Origin of the sequence: Streptomyces sp. NPDC008121 (genome assembly GCF_042957155.1) — a bacterium.
Taxonomy (GTDB): Bacteria; Actinomycetota; Actinomycetes; order Streptomycetales; family Streptomycetaceae; genus Streptomyces.
The window spans coordinates 351,981-374,241 of sequence record NZ_JBIBHT010000004.1 but is presented as its reverse complement, the minus strand read 5'-3'; the positions used below and the strand labels follow the sequence as shown (position 1 = coordinate 374,241).

The following is a 22,261-nucleotide window of genomic DNA, read 5'->3' as shown; positions in this document are numbered from 1 at the left end:
ACGCACGGGGCCGGTGTCACGTCGCCCGCGACGGACCTGCCGGCCCCGTTCCGCGTCCGGGCCCCGCCGTGGGAGCGCCTGGACGGCGTCAGCAGATGTGCCGCTCCCGCGCCGGGTCGTAGAGGTGGCTGTCGCGGAACTGCGTGGCCGCCAGCGTCCGGCCGACCAGGATGACGGCCGTCTTCGTGATCCCGGCCTCCTTCGTCCGGGCCGCGATGTCTTCCAGCGTCCCGCGGAGGATCACCTCGTCGGGGCGGCTGGCCATGGCGACGACCGCCGCCGGGCAGTCGGCGCCGTAGTGCGGGACCAGCTCGCCGACCACACGGTCGACGTACCGCGCCGCCAGGTGCAGGACCAGCAGCGCGCCGCTCCGGCCCAGGGTGGCGAGGTCCTCGCCCTCGGGCATGGGGGTGGCCTGCTGGGCGACGCGGGTGAGGATGACCGTCTGGCCGACGGTGGGCACGGTCAGCTCCCGCTTCAGGGCCGCGGCCGCCGCCGCGAACGCCGGGACGCCCGGCACGACCTCGTACGGGATGTCCAGCGCGTCCAGGCGGCGCATCTGCTCGGCGACCGCGCTGAAGACGGACGGGTCGCCCGAGTGCAGCCGGGCCACGTCGTGCCCCTCCTCGTGGGCGCGGACGATCTCGGCGACGATCCGGTCCAGGTCGAGGTCGGCGGTGTCGACGAGCCGGGCGTCCGGCGGGCACTCGGCGAGCAGCTCGCGGGGCACCAGGGAGCCGGCGTACAGGCAGACCCCGCACGCGGCGAGCGTCCGCGCGCCGCGCACGGTGATCAGGTCGGCCGCGCCCGGGCCTGCGCCGATGAAGTGGACGGTCATTCTGCTGCTTCTCCCTTGGTTCCTGGGGTGCGGCCGGTGGCTCCCGGGGTGCGGCCGGCCGGCGGCGCTCCCCCGCTCGACGACGACGGTGCTCGGTCACGGCCCCCGCCGCCGTGCCCGGTCACGGACCACCGCTCTTGGTCACGGACCACTGGGTGACGGGCATCGCCTGGCGCCAGCCGGTGAAGCCGCCCACGGGGACGGCCTGGGCGACGGCGAGCCGGACCAGTTCCCCGCCGTGGCGGCGGTACCGGTCCGCGAGCAGGGCCTCGGACTCCAGCGTGACGGTGTTGGCGACGAGCCGGCCGCCGACGGGCAGCGCGTCCCAGCAGGCGTCCAGCAGCCCCGGGACGGTCAGACCGCCGCCGATGAACACGGCGTCGGGTGTGGGGAGCCCGGCCAGCGCCTCGGGCGCGGGTCCGGTAACGACCCGCAGGGCGGGTACGCCGAGGGCGGCGGCGTTGCGGTCGATGCGGGCCGCCCGCTCGGGCGCCTTCTCCACCGCGATCGCCCGGCAGGAGCGGTGGGTCCGCATCCATTCGATGCCGATCGAGCCGGAGCCGCCGCCGACGTCCCAGAGCAGCTCGCCGGGCGCGGGCGCCAGCGCGGCGAGCGTGGCCGCGCGGACGTACCGCTTGGTGAGCTGTCCGTCGTTCTCGTACGCCTCGTCCGGCAGCCCGGGCGCGGCCCCGAGCCGGAGCGCGTCGGGGGAGCGGACGCAGTCGAGCGCGACGATGTTGAGGGGGTCGACGGCCGGCGGTCCGGCCGGGCTCGTGCCGGTGGCCGTATCGGGGGCCGGGCCCTGGGGGGTGTCGCCTTGCGCGGGTCCGGCCGGCGGTCGGAGGGCCGGCCAGGCGTCCGCCGTCGTGTCCAGGATCCGTTCGCGGGTGGAGCCGAGCCGCTCCAGGACCCGCAGCCTGCTCCGCCCGTACCCCTTGCCGCGCAGCAGCTCCGCGACCCGCGCCGGGGTGTCCGCGCCCTCGCTCAGGACCAGCAGCCGGCGCCCGTCGTGCAGGGCGGCGGTGAGGGCGTCGAGCGGCCGGGCGACCAGGGAGACCGTCTCGACGGCCTCCATCGGCCAGCCGAGGCGGGCGCAGGCGTACGAGACGGACGAGGGGTGCGGCAGGACGTGGAGCCGGTCCGCGCCCACCGTCTCGGCGAGCGTCCGGCCGATGCCGTAGAAGAGCGGGTCCCCGCTGGCGAGGACCGCGATCCGCCGGCCCGCGTGGGCGGCGAGCAGGCCGGGGACGGCGGGGCGCAGGGGCGACGGCCAGGCGATCCGTTCGCCGGGGCACTCGGCGCCGGGCAGCAGGTCCAGCTGGCGCGGGCCGCCGATCAGGACCTCGGCGGAGCGCAGGGCGCGGCGGGAGTTCTCGGGCAGTCCGTCCCAGCCGTCGGCGCCGATCCCGACGACCGTGATCGCGCGGAGGTCCGGTGTCGCGGAGGCGGCCGGGGTCGCGGACGGGGGAACGGTGCTCACGTCGCCGAACTCTACGGGAGGCCCGCGCCGCTCCCCAGCGGCCCCCGGACGGTCCTCCGGCCGCCCGCCCCGGCCTCTCCCACCCGGCGGAATACGGGGGAGGGGCGCACCGTTGGAGCGGATAGTTTAAGCTTCAACCACAACCGGCCGAACGTGCCGGTCCGCGAGAGGTGAGCACGATGCAGTTCGGGATCTTCACCGTCGGCGACGTCACGGCCGACCCCACCACCGGCCGCACCCCGACCGAGCACGAGCGGATCAAGAACACGGTCGCCATCGCGCTCAAGGCGGAAGAGGTCGGTCTGGACGTCTTCGCCACCGGCGAGCACCACAATCCGCCGTTCGTCCCGTCCTCCCCGACGACCCTCCTCGGGCACATCGCGGCCCGCACGGAGCGGCTGATCCTGTCCACGTCGACCACGCTGATCACCACCAACGACCCGGTGAAGATCGCCGAGGACTACGCGACCCTCCAGCACCTCGCCGACGGCCGCGTCGACCTGATGATGGGCCGCGGCAACACCGGACCGGTCTACCCGTGGTTCGGCCAGGACATCCGCCAGGGCATCCCGCTCGCCATCGAGAACTACGCGCTCCTCCACAGGCTGTGGAGGGAGGACGTGGTCGACTGGGAGGGGAAGTTCCGCTCCGCGCTCCAGGGCTTCACCGCCACGCCCCGCCCGCTGGACGGCGTCCCGCCGTTCGTCTGGCACGGCTCGATCCGCTCCCCCGAGATCGCCGAGCAGGCCGCGTACTACGGCGACGGATTCTTCGCCAACCACATCTTCTGGCCCAAGCAGCACACGGCGAAGATGGTCGGCCTCTACCGGCGGCGGTACGCGCACTACGGCCACGGCACCCCCGAGCAGGCGATCGTCGGCCTCGGCGGCCAGGTCTTCGTGCGCAAGAACTCGCAGGACGCGGTACGGGAGTTCAGGCCGTATTTCGACAACGCGCCGGTCTACGGCCACGGCCCGTCCCTGGAGGAGTTCAGCCGGGAGACCCCGCTGACCGTCGGCTCCCCGCAGGAGGTCATCGAGCGGACGCTGTCCTTCCGGGAATACGTCGGCGACTACCAGCGTCAGCTCTTCCTGGTGGACCACGCGGGTCTGCCGCTGAAGACGGTCCTGGAACAGCTCGACATCCTCGGCGAGGAGGTCGTCCCGGTCCTCCGCAAGGAGTTCGCCAACCTGCGGGCGGCCGACGTCCCGGCGACCGCCCCGCTCCACCCCGCCGTACGCACACAGGAGGCGTAAGAGACATGCAGACGCTCACGCTGGTCGCCGTGTCCGCCGGACTCGGCACACCCTCCTCGACCCGGCTGCTCGCCGACCGCCTCGCGAAGGCCGCCGAGGAGCGGCTGACCGAGCAGGAGTACGCCGTCGAGGTCCGGGTGGTCGAGCTCCGCGACCTCGCCGTCGACATCGCGAAGAACTTCGTCACCGGCTTCCCCTCGGCGCAGCTCCAGGACGCGATCGACGCCGTGACCGCGGCCGACGGGGTCATCGCGGTGACCCCCGTCTTCACCGCCTCGTACAGCGGGCTCTTCAAGTCCTTCTTCGACCTGATCGCCCCGGACGCGCTCACCGGCCGGCCCGTGCTCGTCGCGGCCACCGGCGGCACCGCCCGCCACTCCCTCGTCCTCGACCACGCGCTGCGGCCGCTCTTCGGCTATCTGCGGGCGCTCGTGGTCCCGACCGGGGTCTACGCCGCCTCCGAGGACTGGGGCTCGGGCGGCGACGAGTACACCGACGGCCTACCGTCCCGGATCGCCCGCGCCGGACGGGAACTGGCGGACTTCGTCGCGGCCCGCCCGGCCCGGGCGGCGGAGGACGACGAGGTCGTCCCGTTCGAGCAGCAGCTCGCGGACCTGCGCCTGGACTGACGACCGGCCGCGTACGACCGCTGCGCGCGGTGGTGCGGACGAGCGGCCTCGTGAGGGCCGCCGCTACTTGCGGTTGTACAGCCGCATCGTCACCGCGCCGAACACCACCACGAACAGCGCCGACCACCCGAGCGACCAGGCGATGTCCGCGGCCGGCCAGTTGCCCGCCATCAGCTCGCGCACCGCCGTCGCCAGATGCGTGACCGGGCTGTTGTTGACGAAGGCCTGCAGCCAGCCCGGCATCGTCTTCGGGTCCACGAAGACATTGCTCAGGAAGGTGAGCGGGAAGATCACCATCATCGAGACGCCCATGACGGACTTCTCGCTGCGCAGCATCAGCCCGAACATCGTCCAGATCCACGAGAACGCGAACGAGAACACCATCAGCAGCACCACGCCCGCCAGGACGCCGGGCAGCCCGCCGGCCGGGCGGTAGCCGATGATCAGGCCGACGGAGAGCATCACCACCGAGGCGATCAGATACCGCACCACGTCCCCGAGGAGATAGCCGACCATCGGAGCCGGCCGCCAGATCGGGAGGGTGCGGAAGCGGTCGAAGACGCCCTTCTCGATGTCGGTGTTGACCGACACCCCGGTGTACATCGTGATCATCACGACGCTCATCACCAGGATGCCCGGCAGCAGGAACTGGATGTACGCCGAGACCGAGCCGGCCAGCGCGCCCCCGAAGAGGTACGTGTACATCAGCACCATCATGATCGGGAACGCGGTCACGTCGAAGAGCTGCTCCGGCACGTGCTTGATCTTGAGCATGGCGCGCCAGCCGAACGTCAGCGACGCCGACAGCGCGCTGGGCCGGGGCGGCCGCTCCTGCCCGACCAGGAGCGCGGTCAGCTCCTCGGCGCGGGGGGCCTCGAAGTCCTGCGCATCGCTCTGCTGCGTGTCCTTGCTGGTGGCGACGGTGCTCATGCCGTCGTTCCCTTCCGGTCGGTGAGGGCGAGGAACACCTCGTCGAGAGTGGGCTGGCCGAGCCCGAAGTTGTCGACCGTGATCCCGGCCGCGGCCAGCTCGGACAGCGCACGGGCGGCCTGTTCGGCGGCGCCGAGGTCGGTCCCGTGGCCGTTGACGGTGGCGGTCAGGGCGACCGGGTCCGGGTCGAGCTGGACGGAGGCGTTCAGGGCGGTGGCCAGGACCCGCTCGGCGGCCGGGCGCTGCTCCGCGTCCCGCAGCCGCACATGGACCGAACCCGACCCCACCGACGCCTTCAGCTCGCCCTTCGTCCCCTCCGCGATCACCTTCCCGTGGTCGATCACGGCGATCCGGGAGGCCAGCTGGTCCGCCTCGTCCAGATACTGGGTGGTCAGCAGCACGGTGGTGCCCTGGGCGACGACCGCCCGGACGATGTCCCAGACCTGGTTGCGGCTGCGCGGGTCGAGACCGGTGGTCGGCTCGTCGAGGAAGAGCAGGTCGGGGGTGTTGAGGATGGACGCGGCGATGTCGATGCGGCGCCGCATGCCGCCCGAGTAGTTCTTGACCTGCTTGTCGGCGGCCTCCGCGAGGCCGAACGCGGTGAGCAGCTGCGCGGCCCGCTCCCGGGCGGCGGGGCGGGCGTGGCCGAGGAGCCGGGCCAGGAGCACCAGGTTCTCGGTGCCGGTGAGGTCCTCGTCGACGGAGGCGTACTGCCCGGTGAGGCTGACCCGGCCGCGTACGGCGTCCGCGTCCCTGACCACGTCCTTGCCGAAGACCCGGGCCCGGCCGCCGTCCGGGCGCAGCAGCGTGGCGAGCATCTTGACGGCGGTGGTCTTGCCGGCGCCGTTGGGTCCGAGGACGCCGTAGACGGTGCCGGCGGGGACCCTCAGGTCGACGCCGTCCACGGCTCGGTTCGTACCGAAGACCTTGACCAGGCCCTCCGTCTCGATGGCGAGGTCGGACATGCGCTTCCCTCCGGGGGTTCGACCGTGCAGCCGCTTCCCCCAGTCTCCGACGGTCGGGCGCCCAGGTCCACCGCTCTCGCGATTCGCCACTCGGGAGGGGGGCCGTGCCGGGGTCGACGTGTCGGGGTCGACGCATCGGGGTCAACGCGTCGGGTGACCGGTCGCGTCCTCGTGAGTGTAGAAGGTGTAGAACGCCACGCAGAAGGCGCCGAAGGCGACGAACAGCGAGAGCACCACGGCCGACAGCACGCTGGCGTTGGAGAGGCTGAAGAGGAAGCCGGTCGCGATGCCGGCCAGCGCCGCCCAGGCCGCCGCGCGCGGCTCGCGCGGCAGGGTCCGCTGCCAGCGGCGCAGAGCGTAGACGGCGCCGGCGAGCGCCACGGCGGAGACCACGCCGAGCACGGCCTGCTGCCAGGTGGCGGGGCCGCCGGCGCGGGCGACGGTCGAGGTGTAGAGGCCGTAGATCACGCCCAGGACGACGGGGAGCATCAGGCCGTGGGTGTGGAGGCGACGGTGCTGCTGCTGGGGGCGGCGCCGGGTGGGCGTCGCGGCGGGTGCGGCCATGGCAGGAGCTCCTTCACTCTCGCCCCCCTCCATCCTCAAGGGCACACCCGCGACCGGTACGGCCGCAAGTGGAACCGGGGCGCGGGCCGGGGCCCGGCCCGCCCCCTGGGGTCAGGCAGCCGGCCGGACGGCGACCGCGTCGATCTCGAAGAGCATCCCGGGCAGCGCCAGCGCGGCGACCCCGCTCAGGGTCTGCGCGGGCAGCCGCTCCCCGAAGGCCGCGTGGAGGGCCTTGCCGAGCACCTCCAGCTTCGCGAGGTCGTGGTCGACGACGTACGAGCCGAGGCGTACGACGTGCTCGAAGCCGAGCCCCACGCCTTCCAGCGCGAGCCGCAGGTTGTCGAAGGACCGCTCGACCTGGACGGCGAAGTCGCCCGGGACGGGGGAACCGGACGCGTCGGAGGCGTACTGGCCGGCGATGAAGACGTGCTCGCCGGGCGCGGAGACGGCATGGCTGTAGCCGAAGGGGGCCGGGTCGTGCAGGGTGTCGGGGTTGGTGATCGTGCGCCGGTCGGTGGTCATGGGCGGCGGTGTCCTTCCGGTGGTGGGGGCGGGTCGCCCGGGCGGCGGGAGGGCGTACGGCGGGCGGTCGTACGGCGGCCTCGCAAGGTCGTACGGCGGCCTCGTGAGCAAACCGGCCGGTGGGCCGGTGTTGCCGGTGGGCCGCTGAACCGGTGGCGGATCCGGTCGGGAGCCGTGCGTCGTCGGGGCCGGGTGTTCGCGCGGCGAGCCGCGTCGGCCGGAGTGGATCGTAGGCAGCAACGAACGGACCCGGCAAGGCATTTGTGCCCCACCCGCCGTCCGCTCAGGGCCCTTCGTCCGCCAGCGCCGCGAGCCGGGCGAGGGCCCCGTCGAGGTCGGCGTACGAAGGGGAGGCGAGCCCCACCCGTACCGCGTCCGGAGCCGATCCGGCGCCCACTGCGAAGGCGCTGCCCGGTGTCACCGCCACGCCCGCCCGGGCGGCCGCGGCCGCGACGAAGGTCTCCGCGCGCCAGGGAGCCGGGAGGTCCCACCAGCAGTAGGCGGACCGCGGGGCGGTCCGGATCGTGTGGGCGCCGAGCCGCCGCCCGACCAGCTCTCCCCGGGCGGCCATGTCCCGCCGCTTGGCCGCCACCACCTCCTCGACGGTCCCGTCCCCCGCCCAGCGGGTCGCCGCCGCCAGCGCGAGACCGCCCGCCGTCCACGCCCCGGAGCGCAACGCCTCCGCGAGCCCCTCCCGGCGCGCCTCCGGCGCCACGAGGTACCCGACCGTCAGACCGGGGGACAGCCGCTTGGAGAGGGAGTCCACCAGGACCACGTGCGCGGGGGCGTGGGCCGCGAGCGGCGCGGGGGCCCCGGTCGGCGCGGGGGCCCCGGTCGGCGAGGCCGCCGGCACCCCCGACGTTTCCGGCACCTCCGGTGACAGGAACGCCCACGTCGTGTCCTCGATCGCCGTCACCCCCGACTCCCGGAGCACCGCCGCCAGTTCGGCGCGGCGCTGGTCGCCCATGGTCAGCGACAGCGGGTTGTGGAGCGTCGGCTGGACGTACACCGCGCCGAGCGGGACCGCGCGGTGGGCCGCCGCGAGGGCGTCCGGACGCATGCCTTCCGCGTCGAGCGCGATCGGCACGAGCCGTACGCCGAGCCGTTCCGCGACGGCCTTGACCAGCGGATACGTCAGCGCTTCCACGGCCAGGCGACCCCCCGGCGGGACGAGGGCGGAGACCGCGGCGGCGATCGCCTGCCGGCCGTTGCCCGCGAAGAGGACCGCCGCAGGGTCCGGTGTCCAGCCGCCCCGGCCGAGCAGGCCGGCGGCCGCCGCCCGCGCCTCCGCCGTGCCCACCGCCGCCACCGGCCGCGCGGTCGCCGCCGCCAGCACGTCGGGGCGGGCCAGCGACGCGAGGGCCCGGGCCATCAGCTCCGTCTGGCCCTCCGCCACCGGGTAGTTGAGCTGGAGGTCGACGGGCGCGGCCCCGGTCGCCTCCGCGAGGGCGGGCCCGGGCGGCGGCGGAGCCGCCCGTACGAACGTCCCCCGCCCCACCTCGCCGACGACCAGGCCGCGCCGGGCCAGCTCGCCGTACACCCGGATCGCCGTGGAGCCCGCGATCCGGTGGCGGCGGGCGAAGACCCGCTGCGGCGGCAGCCGGTCGCCGGGCCGCAGACGTCCGTCCGCGATCCGCTCGGCCACCCGGTCGGCGATCCTCCGGTACTCCTCCACGCTCTTCCCCTCCACCCGTGATTGCACCGAGAGCAATGATTTCATTGCACCGAGCACGGATCGCTGCCTAGCCTCCGGGCATGCCTTCCGCAGAGATCAACGGACTCACGATCGGCTACGAGGACCGGGGATCGGGCCCCGTGCTCGTCCTGGTCCACGGCCATCCCTTCGACCGCACCATGTGGCGGCCACAGCTCGACCGGTTCTCCCGCACGCACCGGGTGATCGCCCCCGACCTGCGCGGTTACGGCGCCACCACCGTCGTCCCCGGCGTCACCCCGCTCTCCGTCTTCGCCGAGGACCTCGCCGCGCTCCTCGACCGGCTCGGGGTCGGGGAGTTCGTCCTCGGCGGGCTCTCCATGGGCGGGCAGATCGTCATGGAGTGCTACCGCCTCTTTCCCGAGCGGATCCTCGGCCTCGTCCTCGCCGACACCTTCCCGGCCGCCGAGACGGACGAGGGCATGGCGGGCCGCAACGCCGTCGCCGACCGGCTCCTCGCCGGGGGCGCGGAGGCCATGCGCCGTTACGCCGACGAGGTCCTCGACCGCATGGCCGCCCCGTACAACACGCATGCCGCGCCCCACGTCCACCGGATGATGTGCGCGACCGACCCGGCGGGCGCGGCCGCCGCGCTGCGCGGGCGCGCGGAGCGCCCGGACTACCGCGACCTGCTCACCACCGTGACCGTGCCGGCCCTGGTGGTCGTCGGCCGCGACGACACGTACACCCCGGTGGCCGACGCGGAGGCGATGCACGCCGCGCTGCCCCACTCCACGCTCGTGGTCGTCGAACGGGCGGCGCACCTGCCGAACCTGGAGCGGCCCGCGGAGTTCGACGCGGCCCTGGCGGAATTCCTGCGCTCACCCGTCCGGCCCCGTTGAACGATCGGTCCCGGCCGGGCGCCCGCACGATGGGCCCATGAGCCAGAACACCGCACCCCGTAAGCCCGGCACCGGTGCCGGGGCGGCCTGGGCCGCCGGCGGCACCCTCTTCGCCGGTGTCCTGATGCTGGTCATCGGCATCATGGACATCTTCCAGGGCATCGCAGGCATCGCCCAGGACGACATCTACGCAGACATCGGCGACTACGTCTTCAAGTTCAACCTGACGACGTGGGGATGGATCCATCTGATCCTCGGCATCATCCTGGCCCTCGCGGGCTTCGGAATCCTCAAGGGTTCCGAGTGGGGGCGGGTTGCCGGTCTCACGCTGACGGTCCTGAACGTCGTCGCGCAGTTCCTCTTCCTCCCCTACCACCCGTGGTGGTCGCTGTTCTCGATGGCGGTCTCGATCTTCGTGATCTGGGCGCTCGCCACGGACGACAACCTCGGCGGCAAGGGCGCGCGGGCAGCCTGACCCCCGCCCCCGGGGGATCCGACCGGGCTCTCGCGACCGTCACGGAGGCGGCCGCGGGGGCCCCTCGCTCGACCTGCGCGAGGGCGGCCGATCCGCCACGCTGGAAGACATGAACCACTTCGACCGCATGGACGACGACCAGATCCTGGAGAGCATCGGCACGCTCGTCGAGGAGGAGCGTGCCCTGCGGCAGCGGATGGGCGGGCTGCTCGACGAGGAGCGAACCCGGCTCGCCGAACTCGAGGTGCAACTGGACCAGTGCTGGGACCTGTTGCGCCAGCGCCGCGCCAAGGCGGAGTTCGGCGAGGATCCCGACACGGCGGCCGTCCGCCCGGCGGCCGAAGTGGAGAACTACCGCAGCTGAGAGCCCCGGGCGCTGCCGCCGCAGGCCCCGTGGGCCACGGGCCGCCGCTCGCGGCGCCCCCGCCGGAACGCCTCGCCGCGGGCCGATCCCGCGGGCCGCACGGACCCGCCACTAGGCCTCGCCGCGGACCGGTCCCTGACCGCCGGTCCCGAGGCCCGCACGGATCCGCCACTGCAGCCCGTCGCCGCCCGGCCCCCTGGCCGCCGGTCCCGAGGTCGGCACGGATCCGCCACGGCAGCCCGTCGCCGCCCGGCCCCCTCGCCTCCGGCCCCGGCCCCGGACCCCCGCACTCCGGCCCCGTCGCCGCCCGGGCCCACGCCCCCGACCCCCGCACTCCGGACCCGTCGCCGCCCGGGCCCACGCCCCCGACCCCCGCACTCCGGACCCGTCGCCGCCCGGGCTCCTGGCCGCCGGTCCCGAGGCCCGCACGGATCCGCCACTGCAGCCCGTCGCCGCCAGGCCCCCGGCCCCCGGGCCCCCGCACTCCGGACCCGTCGCCGCCGGTCCCGAGGCCCACGCCCCGTACGTTGGTCGCATGGCGCGCACCCCTCGGCTCACCCCGCCCCCCTGGCTCACCGCCGGACTGAAGCCGCAGGCCGCGCCCGTGCCGTGGGCCGCCGTCGGCCGCGCGTCCATCGCCCTCTCCGCTCCCCTCGCCGTCGGCATGGCCGTCGACCGGCCCGTCTACGGCGCCCTGGTCTCCATGGGCGCCCTGTCCGGCGTCATCGGCGACACCGCCGACGCGTACCGGATGCGGATCCTCAACATCGCCGTCCCCCAGCTCTTCGGCGCCCTCGGCGTCACCCTCGGCTCCCTCGTCTTCGGCCACGGCTGGGTCGCCGTCGCCGTCCTCACCCTCGTCGCGCTCGTCTCCGGGATGATCTCCTCGATCGGGGCGGTCGCCTCCGCCTCCGCTCTCGTCCTGCTCCTCGACACCGTCGTCGGCGCGGGCCTGCCCATGCCCGACCCCTGGTGGACGGCCCCGCTCCTGCTCACCCTCGGCGGGGTCCTCGTCCTCGCCCTGACCCTGCTCGGCTGGCCGCTGCGCGGCAAGGTCCCCGAACGCGCGGCCGTGGCCGGCACCTACCGGGCCGTCGCCGACGTCCTCGAAGCCGCCGGATCGGACGCGTACGAGGCCAGGCGCCAGGCCGTGACCACCTCGCTGAACCAGGCGTACGACCTCGTCCTCGCCCGCCGCGCCCGCCACCACGGCCGGACCCCCGCCCTGGTCCGCCTCCTCGCGCAGCTGAACGTGGTGATCCCGCTGGTCGAGGCCGCCCCCGCCGCGCACCAGGCGGCCCGGCGCTTCCACCGGCCGCTGCCCGACGAGATCCCGGCGGCCGTCCGCGCCCTGGCCGACGCCGTCGAGGGCGACCGTACGCGCACGGCCGTCCCGCACCTGCCCGAGCCCGCCCGGCCCTCCGAGAAGGCCGTCGACCGGGCGCTGCGGCACGCCGCGAGCGTCGTCCACGAGGCGGACCCCGCCCACCTGGACGCGGCCGACCGGCTCGGCCGCCCAGCCGCCCTGGGCGTCCGCGTCCGCCGCACCACCCGGGCCGTGCTCTTCTCCGAGGCGTCCTGGCGGTACGGGCTGCGGCTCGCGCTCTGCATCGGCCTCGCCCAGGCGCTGGTCTCCCTCGTCGCCGTGCCCCGCTCGTACTGGATCGCCCTCACCGTCACCTTCGTCATGAAGCCGGACTTCGGCTCGGTCTTCTCGCGGGCCGTGCTGCGCGCCGTCGGCACGGTCCTGGGGCTCGCCGTCGCCGCGCTCGTCCTCGCCGAGGTGCCCCGGGGCTGGTGGGACGTGCCGGTGATGATGGTGCTCGCCGCGCTGATCCCGGCCTTCTCCGCGAAGGGGTACGCCTTCCAGACCGCGGCGATCACCCCGGTCATCCTGCTGCTCTCCGACCTCCTCAACCGGCAGGGCTTCGACCTGGTGCTGCCCCGGCTCTACGACTCCCTCATCGGCTGCGCGATCGCCCTCGTCGCCGGATACCTGCTGTGGCCGGAGTCCTGGCACGCCCGGATCGGCGACCGGCTCGCGGAGGCGGTGGCGGACACCGCGACCTACGTGGCCTGCGCCTTCGGCCCGGCCGGGCCACCCGCCCCGACCGGACAGCCCGGCCCGACCGGCGCGTCAGGCGAAGGGCCGCGCGAAGAGCCCGGCGAGGGGCAGAGCCGCGGCCCGCGCGAAGAACCGGCCACCGGTCCGCGCGAAGAGCCCGGCGAGGGCCCGGGCGAACGGCCAGGCGAAGGGCCCGGCGACGCACCCGGCACCGAGGAGCGGGCGGCCGCCCGGCTGCGGGCCCGGCGGGCGCTCTACCGCGATCTGTCCGCCGTACGCTCCGAGTTCCAGCGGGCCCTGACCGAACCGCCGCCCGCCGGCGCCCTCGCCTCCGCCTGGTGGCCGCTGGTCGTGGCCGTGGAGCGGATCGTCGACGCGACCACCGCCGCCCGCGTCCGCGTCGACCACGGGGCACCGGCGCCGGACCCGGACGAGGTGGCCGACGTGGAGCGGGAGTTGCGCGAACTGGCGGACAACCTGCGCCACAGCGCCGTCCTGGTGGAGGTCAGGGCCCGGCTGAACGGTGACGAGGACGGCGTGCTCGCCCCCCTGCGCCAGGAGGTGCGGGCGGCCCGGGCGATCGCCTCGCCCCGGACGGGCCCGGGCGGGGACCCACCCGCCGCCCCGGGCGCAAGCGGAACGCCGTAGAGCCCCTCCGACGACCCCGCCGTCCGGGCCGGAGGACACGAACTCACGCCCCGATCCGCGGGTTTAAGACCCCGTGCCGCCGCCTGAAACCGCTTGCTGCGACCCCCGGACGAACTTACCGGCGGTCACCGGGCGGAAGCCTCCCCACCGCCGTTACCGGAATCCACCGGGGCGACTACGATGCGCTCGATCGACCTTGCCCGTGCTTCCACCGGGACATCCGGCCCGGTCCGGCACGGTCACCCCGTCCTGCGCCATCTCCCCGTGCCATCCAAGGACATCGCCATGCGCACCACCACCGGCAGAGGGCTCCAGCCCAACGTCCTCGGGACCTTCGACACCATCGTCATGGCCGTCGCGGGCAGCGCACCGGCCTACTCCCTGGCCGCCACCACCGCCGTCCTGTTCGGCGCGGTCGGCCTGGCGGGCCCGGCGGCGCTCCTCTACTGCGCCCTGCCGATGCTCGGGATCGTCCTCGCCTACGCCCGCCTCGGCCGCATCGACGTCAACGCGGGCGCCGGATACTCCTGGGTGGGCCGTACCCTCCACCCCTTCCTCGGCTTCCTCTCCGGCTGGGCCCTGGTCGTGTCGACGACCGTCTTCATGGTCGCCGGCTCGCTGCCCGCCGGCGCCCTGACGCTCTCCCTCTTCGACCCTGCGCTGGCCGAGAACACCCCGCTCGCCGCCGCCGTCGGCGCCGGCTGGTTCCTCGTCATGCTGCTGGTGGTCCTGGGCGGCGCCCGGCTCACCGTACGGGCCCAGTTGCTCATGTCGGGGATCGAACTGCTGGTCCTCGTCGGCTTCGTGCTGGCCGCCCTCGCCCACCGCGGCCACGCCACCGCCTTCGACTGGTCCTGGCTCGGCTTCGGCCACTTCGACGGCGCCTCCGGCTTCGCCTCGGGCGCGCTGATCGCCGCGTTCTACTTCTGGGGCTGGGACGTCACCAGCAACCTCAGCGAGGAGACGCGCGACAGCCGCCGTACGGCGGGCCTGGCCGCGCTGGTCGGCGTCGCTGTCGTCTTCCTCCTCTTCGAGGCGTGCACCATCTCGGTCAACGTGCTCCTGAGCGCCGGGCAGATCGAGGCGGCCGGTGCCAATGTCCTCGCCGTCCTCGGCCAGGAGATCTGGCCGGGCGTGGGAGGGAAACTGCTGGTCGTGGCGGTGCTGTTGTCCACGGTCGCCACCCTGGAGACCACGCTCATCCAGGTCACCCGCTCGCTGTTCGCGATGGGCCGCGACCGCACCATGCCGGCCGCGCTCGGGACCGTGCACCGCCGCTGGAACACCCCGTGGGTGGCGATCGCCGCCGTCGGGGCCGCGGCGCTGCTGATGTTCGGGGCAGCGGCCGCCGCCGGTTCGGTGAGCCGGATCCTGCGCGACGGGGTGGCCGCCATCGGCCTGCTGATCGCGTTCTACTACGGGCTCGCCGGCATCGCCGCCGTCGTCGCGTACAAGTCGGTGCTCCTCTCCTCCGTACGCCACTTCCTGCTCGGCGGGGTGTGGCCGCTGGCGGGCTCCGCGTTCATGCTGTGGACGTTCGTCGAGTCGCTGGGCGAGCTGTCGACGACCGCGCTGACCCTCGGCCTCGGCGGGCTGCTGACCGGCCTGGTCCCGATGGTCGTGTACTGGCGGAAGGGGAGCGCGTACTACCGCCCCGCCCGGCTCGACGCCGTCAGCGCGCTGGCGGCGGCGGACCCCTTCGCGGGCGACCGGACACGCACCCGCCGCGCGGACGAGTCGCTCGCCACCGACTTCTGACCCCGGCGCCGGACACCGCACCCGTCCCGGCCACCGACCGCCGACCCCCGGCCACCGCCCGCCGACCGCCGACCGCCGACCGCCGACCGCCGACCGCCGACCGCCGACCCTGGAACAGCCTCACCGCCCCGCACGTCATCCCACCTGCAGCACCGACCGCACCGACCGCACCAACCGCACTCACCGCACCGAACGCCCCACCCCCCACCGCGCAGTCGAGTCTCCGAGTCTTCGAAGCACCCGCCTTCGAGTCTTCGAGTGTCGAAGGAGGAACGCCGATGCCCGTTCGCCGCCGCTCGGCCCGTGTGGCCCGCTTCACGCCCGATTTCGACCCCGACTACGGAGACCGCGCGCTCACCGAGGCCCGGCACGACATCGTTATCGGACGCTGGCAGGGCGTACGGGACCTGCTCGCGGCCACCGGTGACAACTGGCCGCGCCGGACGCACCGGCTGCGGCTCCTCGCCCACGCCGCCGCGGGCAGTTCGGCGGTCGAGGCCTGGCGGGCCGCCGAACCGGACTGCCCGGACGCGGCGGTGCTGCGCGCGGCGACCGAGGTGGTCCGGGTCTTCGACACGGCCATCGCGGCCGGCCGGGGCACCGCCGTCGACCGGGGCCGGCTCGACGCGACGGTCGACACCTGCCTGGCCGCGGCGCAGGCCGCGCCGTCGGACCCGATGCCCTGGGTCTCCCTGCTCTCCGTGGCGCGTCTCTACGAAGGCGGCGTGCCGCGCCGGGAACTGCGCCGGTGGTTCGACGAGGTCCGGCGGCGCGACCCGTACCACACCGAAGGCCACGCGCAGTTGCTGCGCTACTGGTCGGCGCGGTGGCACGGCACGCACGGGACGATGTACGACTTCGCGCGCGACGCGGCGGGCGTGGCACCGCCGGGCTCCCCGCTGCCGGTCCTGGTGCAGGTGGCCCGGGTGGAGGAGTACCGCTACATCGCCGACGGGGCGCTGGGACGCGGGCCGGTGCGCGGCTTCGACCAGCACTGGAAGCACGAACTGGCGGTGACCGAGCTGCGCCGGACGTACGCCCGCTGGATCGGCGGCCGCGAGCCGGACCGGCCGGTGGAACCGGAGGAGGTCGTCGACCTCAACTATCTCGCCCACGCGGCCTGCTACGCCGGGCAGGTGGAGGTGGCGCGGGAACTGCTCGGCATGCTCGGCCCGCGGGCGTCCTGGGTGCCCTGGTCGTACACGGGGGAGCCGGCCGAGCAGTTCGTCCGCTTCCGGGAGGGTCTGGGCGTGGTGTGAGGGGCGGACCGCCCCGCCTCCTCCCACCACGCCGGGCCCTGGCGGCTCAGACGCCGATGTCGCGGCCGTCCTTGCGCCAGACGGCGACGACGGCCGGGCGGACGATGCGGCCCGGTCCGTCGGGCCACACCGAGGCCGGCTTCTCGACGGACGCGCCGTCGATCTCGCCCGGGTGCTGGACGGCGACGACGACCCGGCGGTCCTGGATGATCGGGCCGCAGGTCTCCGCGCCCTTGGGAACCGTCAGGAACTGCTTGAGCTCACCGCGGCGCTCGCCCTGCGTGGCGACGCCGAAGAGACCGTCGTGCGAGCCGAGCTGGTTGCCGTCCGTGGAGATCCACAGGTTGCCGTGCGGGTCGAAGGCCACGTTGTCCGGGCAGGAGATGGGGGAGACCTTCTCCTTCGGGAAGCCGGCGAAGTAGGTGGCCGGGTCGTTCGGGTCGCCGGCCACCAGGAAGAGACGCCAGGCGAAGCCGTCGGAGGCCGGGTCGTCCCAGTTCTCGGCGAGCTCCAGGATCTGCCCGTGCTTGTTGAGGTTGCGCGGGTTGGCCTCGTCGGCCGGGGCCTTGCCCGCCTTGCCGCGGTCGGTGTTGTTGGTGAGCGCCACGTAGACGCGGCCGGTGCGCGGGGACGGCTCGACGTCCTCGGGGCGGTCCATCTTGGTGGCGCCGACCTTGTCACCGGCGAGGCGGGTGAAGACGTACACCTCCTCGGCGGTCATGCCCTCGACGTGCGAGACGTCGCCGGTGGCGAGCGGGATCCAGACGCCGGAGCCGTCGAACTCGCCGTCGGCGGGGAGCTTGCCGGTGCCGTCGATCTGGGCGGACGGGCTGTCGCCGGTCAGCTTGGCGACGTACAGCGTGCCCTCGTCGAGCAGGGTGAGGTTGTGCGCGCGGGCGGCCCGCGAGTTCCCCTTCTTCATCCGCTTGGACGAGACGAACTTGTAGAAGTAGTCGAACCGCTCGTCGTCGCCCATGTAGACGACCGGACGGCCGTCCTCGGTCAGCCGCGGCTGCGCGGCCTCGTGCTTGAAGCGGCCGAGCGCGGTGCGCTTCTTGGGGGTGGAGTCGGGGTCGTACGGGTCGAGTTCGACGACCCAGCCCTGGCGGTGGACCTCGTTGGGCTCCTGCTTGAGGTCGAAGCGCTTGTCGAACCGCTCCCACTTGCGCTCGGTGGCGCCGGTGCCGATGCCGTACCGCTTGTCGGTGGCGCTGGAGCCGTTGGCGAAGTACTGGTTGAAGTTCTCCTCGCCGTGCAGCGTGGTGCCCCACGGGGTGGTGCCGCCGGCGCAGTTGTTGAGCGTGCCGAGGACCTTGCGGCCGGTCGGGTCGGCGGAGGTGCGCAGCAGCGGGGAGCCGGCGGCGGGGCCGGTCAGTTCGAAGGCGCTGGTGGTGTGGAGGCGGCGGTTGAGCGGGTGCCGGGAGACGGGCGTGAGCCTGCCCGAGCGGTGCTCCTCCTGGACCACGACGACGGAGAGGCCGTGGGCGGCCCAGGCGATCTCCACCTGCTCGCGGGTGGGGTTCGCCGCGTCGTACCCCTTGAACATCAGGATCTCGTCGGTGTACTCGTGGTTGGCGACGAGGACCTGCCGGCCGTGCTCGCCGCGCAGCGGCAGCAGGGAGAGGAAGTCGTTGTTGTAGCCGAACTGGCCGGCCTGCGCCCTGGCGGTCTGCTTGTCGGCGTCGAAGGCCGGGGCGCCGCGGAGGATCGGCTCGCCCCAGCGGATGACGACGTTCTGGGAGTAGCCGGTGGGTACGGTCACCTGGTCGGCCGTGTTGGGCGCGACGGAGGCGAACCGCAGGCCACGGGCGCCGTCGGTGCGACCGGGGGCGCCGGGGTGTCCCGGGTGGCCGGGCAGCGGCGTACGGGCGTCGGCGACCGGCGCGTTGCCGACCGCGAGGCCGGTCCCGGCGGCGGTGGCGACCGTCACCACGGCGGCTGCGCGCATCATGGAGCGTCGGGAGAGGACGCCGGCTATGACATCGCCGACGTACTCGTTGTCGCTGGTGTTCGGCACCTCGTGGAAGCAGGCGTCGCCACAGCGGAACCGGCAGGTGAGGGCGGAACGGCCGCCTCCGTGCGGGTTGGTGCTCAGCAGCGGCAGCAGTTTGCGCACTTCGTCCTCCTCCGGCGCAGCACTGCGCCGACATGGTGTCGGGAATCCGTCCGGCGGTGACGTTATGTGTGCACATCCGCGCGGGGGCGGCGGCGGAGTGAACGACGGATGAATGCGCGGCGACCGGGGTGGCGGGGCGGGGATCGGCCCGTACGAAGGGGACGTGCGGCGGGCCTCGCGACACCGCGTGTCGGGGCGCCGGAGGCGACACACCCGGGGCCGCTAACCTTACGTGTCCGCCCTGGCCAGGGATGATTCTCCCAGTACGGACATACACCGCACCCAACTCATGCGAAAGGCCTCGCCCATGGGCATTCGGAGCTTGCTGCGCAAGGTGTTCGGACGCGATCGTGCGGACCAGCACGTCGAAACTACGGCAACCTCCGTCCCGTCCCAGACGGCGTCGGAACGCGCCACCCCCGACGAGGCCGGGTCGGTGACCCTCCCGTCCCCGACCCCGCCGGACGAGGCGGCCAAGCGGGCTGCGGACGACCTGGTGGCGGCCTCCTTCGACAACCCGAAGGTCCCCCAGGCCCGCACCTCCTCGACCCGCGAGAGCGTCCGCACGGGCGGCACGGGATCGTCGTCCGACACGCCCCAGGAGCCCGAGACCCCGACGGAGAGCACCGGGGTCCCGGCGGCGCGCGACGGGGCGGAGGCGGAGGCCGAGGAGGCTGCCGTCGAGGCGGCCCCTGCGGAGGCGGAGGCCGAGGAGTCCGCCGAGGCGGAGGCCGAGACTCCGGCCGAGCCGGAAGCGGAGGCGGACGCCACGGAGGCGCCCGAAGCGGAGGCCGAGCCCGCGGAGGCAGTCGCCGACGAGGCCGAGCCGGAGACCGACGAGGCCGAGGTCACGGCGGAGCCGGAAACGGCGGACGCCGAGGCCGAGCCCGTCGAGGCTGAGGCGGACGCCACGGACGAGGCGCCCGAAGCGGAGGCCGAACCCGCCGAGGCAGTCGCCGAGGAGCCGGCCGCAGAGGCCGAGCCGGAGACCGACGAAGCCGAAGCCGAGGTCACGGCCGAGCCGGAAACGGCGGATGCCGAGCCCGAGCCCGCCCCCACCGAAGCCGAAGCCGAAGCCGAGGTCACGGACGAGCCCGAGCCCACCCCCACCGAAGCCGAAGCCGAGGCCACCTCCCCCACCCCCACCCCCGCCCTGACGCTGGCAGCGGTCAAGGCGAAGGCGCCGCAGCTCGCCGATGCCTACAAGGCCGCCGGGACCGTGCTGAAGAAGCAGGGGCTGACCGGGGCGCGGGCCGCCGTGTACCTCGTCGTGGACCGGTCGGGTTCGATGCGCGGCTACTTCAAGGACGGCTCCGTCCAGCGGATCGCCGAGCAGACCGTCGCCCTCGCCGCCCACCTCACCGAGGACGCCACCGTCACGGCCGTGTTCTTCTCCACGGACATCGACGGCACGGCGGAACTCCGTCCCGAGGGCATCGAGGGCCGCATCGACGAGATCAACGCGGACCTGGGCCGTCTCGGCCGCACCAACTACCACCGCGCCGTCGAAGAGGTCCTCGCCCACCACGAGAAGACCGACCCGACCCGGCCCGCGTTCGTCGTCTTCCAGACGGACGGCGCCCCGGACCTGAAGACGGCGGCCACCGAGGCCCTCGCCCAGGCCGCCGACCGCCCGATCCACTGGCAGTTCGTGGCATGGGGCGAGGAGGACAACAAGGCCTTCGACTACCTCCGTAAGCTCACGGCCCCCCGTACCGGCACCTTCTTCGCCGGAGCGACTCCCGCCGAGACCGGGCACCCCGCGTTCTTCCGCGGGCTGCTCGCCGACTGGCAGACGCAGGACGGGGCCTAACGGCCGACGGGGCCGGCGGCCCCACCGGAGCCTGATGCGGGGCCCCGGCCGGGACCGGCTCCCGGCCCGGGGCCCCGCCCGGCACCCGCCCCCGCGCCGGGCTGGGCGGGCCGGCCGGGCACGACGGGCAGGGTCACCGTCACGACCAGCCCGCCGCCCTCCGCCGCCCCCCGGGCGGTCGCGTCCGCGCGGCCGCCGTGGGCGGTCGCGATCGACCGGACGATCGAGAGGCCGAGGCCCGCGCCCGGGCCCATCCGGTCGCGTCCCTCGCCGCGCCGGAAGGGTTCGAAGAGACCCGGCACATCGGCGGCGGCGACCACCGGCCCGGTGTTGGCGACGGTCACCACACCGCCCGCCGCCGTCACCTCGACGGCACCCCCCGGCACGTTGTAGGCGACCGCGTTCGCGACCAGGTTCCGTACCGCCTGGGCGAGCAGCACGCGGTTGCCCCGTACGACACCGGCGCCGCCGGTACGGCAGTCGACGCCGTACGTCTCGCACTCCTCCGCGACCACCGCCCCCAGGTCCACCTCCTCGCGCTCCTCCAGTCCCCGTTCGCTCCGGGCGAGGACGAGCAGGCCCTCGATCAGCCGCTCGCTGCGCCGGTTGGTGTCGAGGAGGACCTGCGTGATCCCGGCGTCGGCGTCCAGGCCGATCTGGATCGCGGCGCGCTGGGTGGCCAGCGGCGTCCGCAGCTCGTGCGAGGCGTTCGCGATGAAACGGCGCTGGCTGTCGAAGGCGGTCTCGAGCCGTCCCAGCAGCGCGTCGATGGTGTCGCCGAGCTCCTTCAACTCGTCGTCGGGGCCGCTCGCCGCGATCCTCTCGTGCAGGTTCCGCTCCGAGATCCGGCGCGCCCGCGCGGTCATCTCGTGCACCGGCCGCAGCATCCGGCCGGCGGTCCACCAGCCGACCGCGACCGCGCCGAACGCCATGACGACGAGCGCGAGCCACGACCACATGAGCATCTGCTCGCCGGCGGCGCGGCTGACGTCGTCGCTGAGGCGGTAGGCGGTGACGGTCTCGAACGGCGCCACCACCCGCACCCGCGCCGCTATGGCCTCCGCCTCCCCCTCCGTACCGGCGCGGGACAGCAGGTTCACCACCCCCAGCAGACAGCCGCCGAGGACGACGAAGACACCGCCGTAGACGAGGGCGATACGGGTACGGATCGTGGACCCGGCGCCCATTACGGAGCCCGCCCCACGCCCCGGCCCGCGGGCCCGGCCCCCGGCCCCCGTCCTCCTCACAGGGCGTACCCCACACCCTGGACCGTGCGGATCAGCGCCGGTTCGCCCAGTTTGCCCCGCAGCTTGCTCATGCAGACGCGTACGGCGCCGGTGAACGGGTCGGTGTGCGCGTCCCAGGCGCGTTCAAGGAGCTCCTCGGCGGAGACGGTGGCGCCGTCCGCCTCCAGCAGGATCTGCAGCACGGAGAACTCCTTCGGGGAGAGGTCGAGGTCACGCCCGTCCCGGGTCGCCGTCCGGCGGACGGTGTCGACGAGCAGCCCGTGGCGCTCCAGGAGCGGCGGTACGGGGCGGGCGCTGCGCCGCCGCAGGGCGCGCACCCGGGAGACGAGCTCGGGGAACTCGAAGGGCTTGCCGAGGTAGTCGTCCGCCCCGAGGTCGAGCCCTTCGACGCGGTCGTCCAGGGAGGCGGCGGCGGTGAGCATCAGGATCCTGGTCCTGGCGGTCCCGGCGACCAGGGCGCGGGCCACGTCGTCGCCGTGGACGCGCGGCAGGTCGCGGTCGAGGACGACGACGTCGTAGTCGTGCAACCCGAGGTAGGCGAGGGCGGCGTCGCCGGTGTAGACGGTGTCGACGGCGAATCCGGCCCGCCGCAGCCCGGTGGCGATCAACTCCGCGAGGACCTGTTCGTCCTCGGCGACCAGTACGCGCATGCTCTCTTCCTCGCTGCTGTCCACGGTCCTTTCTACGCCGGGGAACGTTTCGCGAACCTCTCCGTGCACCTCTCCGCGCTCCCGGCGGTCCGCCCCGCCGCGGCCCGTGCCCGCCCCGGCGGGGGT

General features: G+C 74.3%; 19 protein-coding genes. 9 read left to right on the top strand and 10 right to left on the bottom strand.

The window, feature by feature from the left end:
* Positions 1-88: 88 nt before the first annotated feature.
* Together cobM and cbiE are read right to left on the bottom strand one after the other, a co-directional pair.
* A complete protein-coding gene (gene cobM / locus ACFZBD_RS16010) occupies positions 89-838 on the bottom strand; it encodes a precorrin-4 C(11)-methyltransferase (protein ID WP_391140105.1) in 750 nt (249 codons plus the stop codon).
* Between the two features lie 121 nt (positions 839-959).
* Positions 960-2,318: a precorrin-6y C5,15-methyltransferase (decarboxylating) subunit CbiE gene (gene cbiE / locus ACFZBD_RS16005; protein ID WP_391140104.1), complete on the bottom strand. Its 1,359-nt coding sequence runs from the start codon at positions 2,316-2,318 to the stop codon at positions 960-962.
* Positions 2,319-2,497: 179 nt separating this feature from the next.
* Here cbiE and ACFZBD_RS16000 point away from each other — a divergent pair, with 179 nt between their 5' ends.
* Both ACFZBD_RS16000 and ACFZBD_RS15995 read left to right on the top strand, forming a co-directional pair.
* Positions 2,498-3,574, top strand: a complete 1,077-nt coding sequence (locus ACFZBD_RS16000) for a CE1758 family FMN-dependent luciferase-like monooxygenase (protein WP_391140103.1) — start codon at positions 2,498-2,500, stop codon at positions 3,572-3,574.
* 5 nt (positions 3,575-3,579) lie between these two features.
* The gene (locus ACFZBD_RS15995; protein WP_391140102.1) at positions 3,580-4,203 is read left to right on the top strand and encodes a CE1759 family FMN reductase; all 624 of its coding nucleotides are present in this window, start codon (positions 3,580-3,582) and stop codon (positions 4,201-4,203) included.
* A gap of 63 nt (positions 4,204-4,266) precedes the next feature.
* On the opposite strand, the gene ACFZBD_RS15990 is transcribed toward ACFZBD_RS15995, so the two are convergent.
* The 5 genes from ACFZBD_RS15990 to ACFZBD_RS15970 all read right to left on the bottom strand — a co-directional run bounded on the left by ACFZBD_RS15990 (position 4,267) and on the right by ACFZBD_RS15970 (position 8,859).
* The gene (locus ACFZBD_RS15990) at positions 4,267-5,133 is read right to left on the bottom strand and encodes an ABC transporter permease (RefSeq protein WP_391140101.1); all 867 of its coding nucleotides are present in this window, start codon (positions 5,131-5,133) and stop codon (positions 4,267-4,269) included.
* Entirely contained in the window at positions 5,130-6,098 is a 969-nt protein-coding gene (locus tag ACFZBD_RS15985) for an ATP-binding cassette domain-containing protein (protein WP_391140100.1), read from the bottom strand. Before ACFZBD_RS15985 ends, ACFZBD_RS15990 begins: the two co-directional genes overlap by 4 nt.
* A 141-nt stretch (positions 6,099-6,239) precedes the next feature.
* Positions 6,240-6,662: a hypothetical protein gene (locus tag ACFZBD_RS15980; protein ID WP_391140099.1), complete on the bottom strand. Its 423-nt coding sequence runs from the start codon at positions 6,660-6,662 to the stop codon at positions 6,240-6,242.
* A gap of 111 nt (positions 6,663-6,773) precedes the next feature.
* Complete coding sequence (locus ACFZBD_RS15975) at positions 6,774-7,184, bottom strand: Rid family hydrolase (RefSeq protein ID WP_391140098.1); 411 nt, start codon at positions 7,182-7,184, stop codon at positions 6,774-6,776.
* Positions 7,185-7,467: 283 nt separating this feature from the next.
* Positions 7,468-8,859, bottom strand: coding sequence for an aminotransferase class I/II-fold pyridoxal phosphate-dependent enzyme (locus ACFZBD_RS15970; RefSeq protein ID WP_391140458.1), 1,392 nt, complete (start codon positions 8,857-8,859; stop codon positions 7,468-7,470).
* 80 nt (positions 8,860-8,939) lie between these two features.
* Here ACFZBD_RS15970 and ACFZBD_RS15965 point away from each other — a divergent pair, with 80 nt between their 5' ends.
* The 6 genes from ACFZBD_RS15965 to ACFZBD_RS15940 all read left to right on the top strand — a co-directional run bounded on the left by ACFZBD_RS15965 (position 8,940) and on the right by ACFZBD_RS15940 (position 16,309).
* Positions 8,940-9,740 (top strand): alpha/beta fold hydrolase, encoded by an 801-nt coding sequence (locus tag ACFZBD_RS15965; protein WP_391140097.1) that lies wholly within the window; start codon positions 8,940-8,942, stop codon positions 9,738-9,740.
* A gap of 37 nt (positions 9,741-9,777) precedes the next feature.
* On the top strand, positions 9,778-10,215 hold the full coding sequence (locus ACFZBD_RS15960; protein ID WP_391140096.1) for a hypothetical protein: 438 nt from the start codon (positions 9,778-9,780) through the stop codon (positions 10,213-10,215).
* 127 nt (positions 10,216-10,342) lie between these two features.
* Entirely contained in the window at positions 10,343-10,579 is a 237-nt protein-coding gene (locus ACFZBD_RS15955) for a DUF2630 family protein (protein ID WP_391140457.1), read from the top strand.
* Positions 10,580-11,114: 535 nt separating this feature from the next.
* Complete coding sequence (locus ACFZBD_RS15950; protein ID WP_391140095.1) at positions 11,115-13,292, top strand: FUSC family protein; 2,178 nt, start codon at positions 11,115-11,117, stop codon at positions 13,290-13,292.
* 285 nt (positions 13,293-13,577) lie between these two features.
* Positions 13,578-15,050 carry an amino acid permease gene (locus ACFZBD_RS15945; RefSeq protein ID WP_391140094.1) on the top strand — a complete coding sequence of 491 codons (1,473 nt, stop codon included), beginning with the start codon at positions 13,578-13,580 and terminating at the stop codon, positions 15,048-15,050.
* A 278-nt stretch (positions 15,051-15,328) separates the two neighbouring features.
* Positions 15,329-16,309, top strand: a complete 981-nt coding sequence (locus ACFZBD_RS15940; RefSeq protein WP_391140093.1) for a hypothetical protein — start codon at positions 15,329-15,331, stop codon at positions 16,307-16,309.
* A 46-nt stretch (positions 16,310-16,355) separates the two neighbouring features.
* Here the strand turns inward: ACFZBD_RS15940 and ACFZBD_RS15935 are convergent, their stop codons facing one another.
* Complete coding sequence (locus tag ACFZBD_RS15935) at positions 16,356-18,425, bottom strand: alkaline phosphatase PhoX (protein WP_391140092.1); 2,070 nt, start codon at positions 18,423-18,425, stop codon at positions 16,356-16,358.
* A gap of 307 nt (positions 18,426-18,732) precedes the next feature.
* Here ACFZBD_RS15935 and ACFZBD_RS15930 point away from each other — a divergent pair, with 307 nt between their 5' ends.
* The gene (locus ACFZBD_RS15930; protein ID WP_391140091.1) at positions 18,733-20,238 is read left to right on the top strand and encodes a VWA domain-containing protein; all 1,506 of its coding nucleotides are present in this window, start codon (positions 18,733-18,735) and stop codon (positions 20,236-20,238) included.
* Here ACFZBD_RS15930 and ACFZBD_RS15925 read toward each other — a convergent pair.
* Together ACFZBD_RS15925 and ACFZBD_RS15920 are read right to left on the bottom strand one after the other, a co-directional pair.
* The gene (locus ACFZBD_RS15925) at positions 20,235-21,425 is read right to left on the bottom strand and encodes an ATP-binding protein (protein WP_391140090.1); all 1,191 of its coding nucleotides are present in this window, start codon (positions 21,423-21,425) and stop codon (positions 20,235-20,237) included. The genes ACFZBD_RS15930 and ACFZBD_RS15925 overlap by 4 nt on opposite strands.
* Before the next feature lie 56 nt (positions 21,426-21,481).
* On the bottom strand, positions 21,482-22,135 hold the full coding sequence (locus ACFZBD_RS15920; protein WP_391140089.1) for a response regulator: 654 nt from the start codon (positions 22,133-22,135) through the stop codon (positions 21,482-21,484).
* Positions 22,136-22,261: the final 126 nt, after the last annotated feature.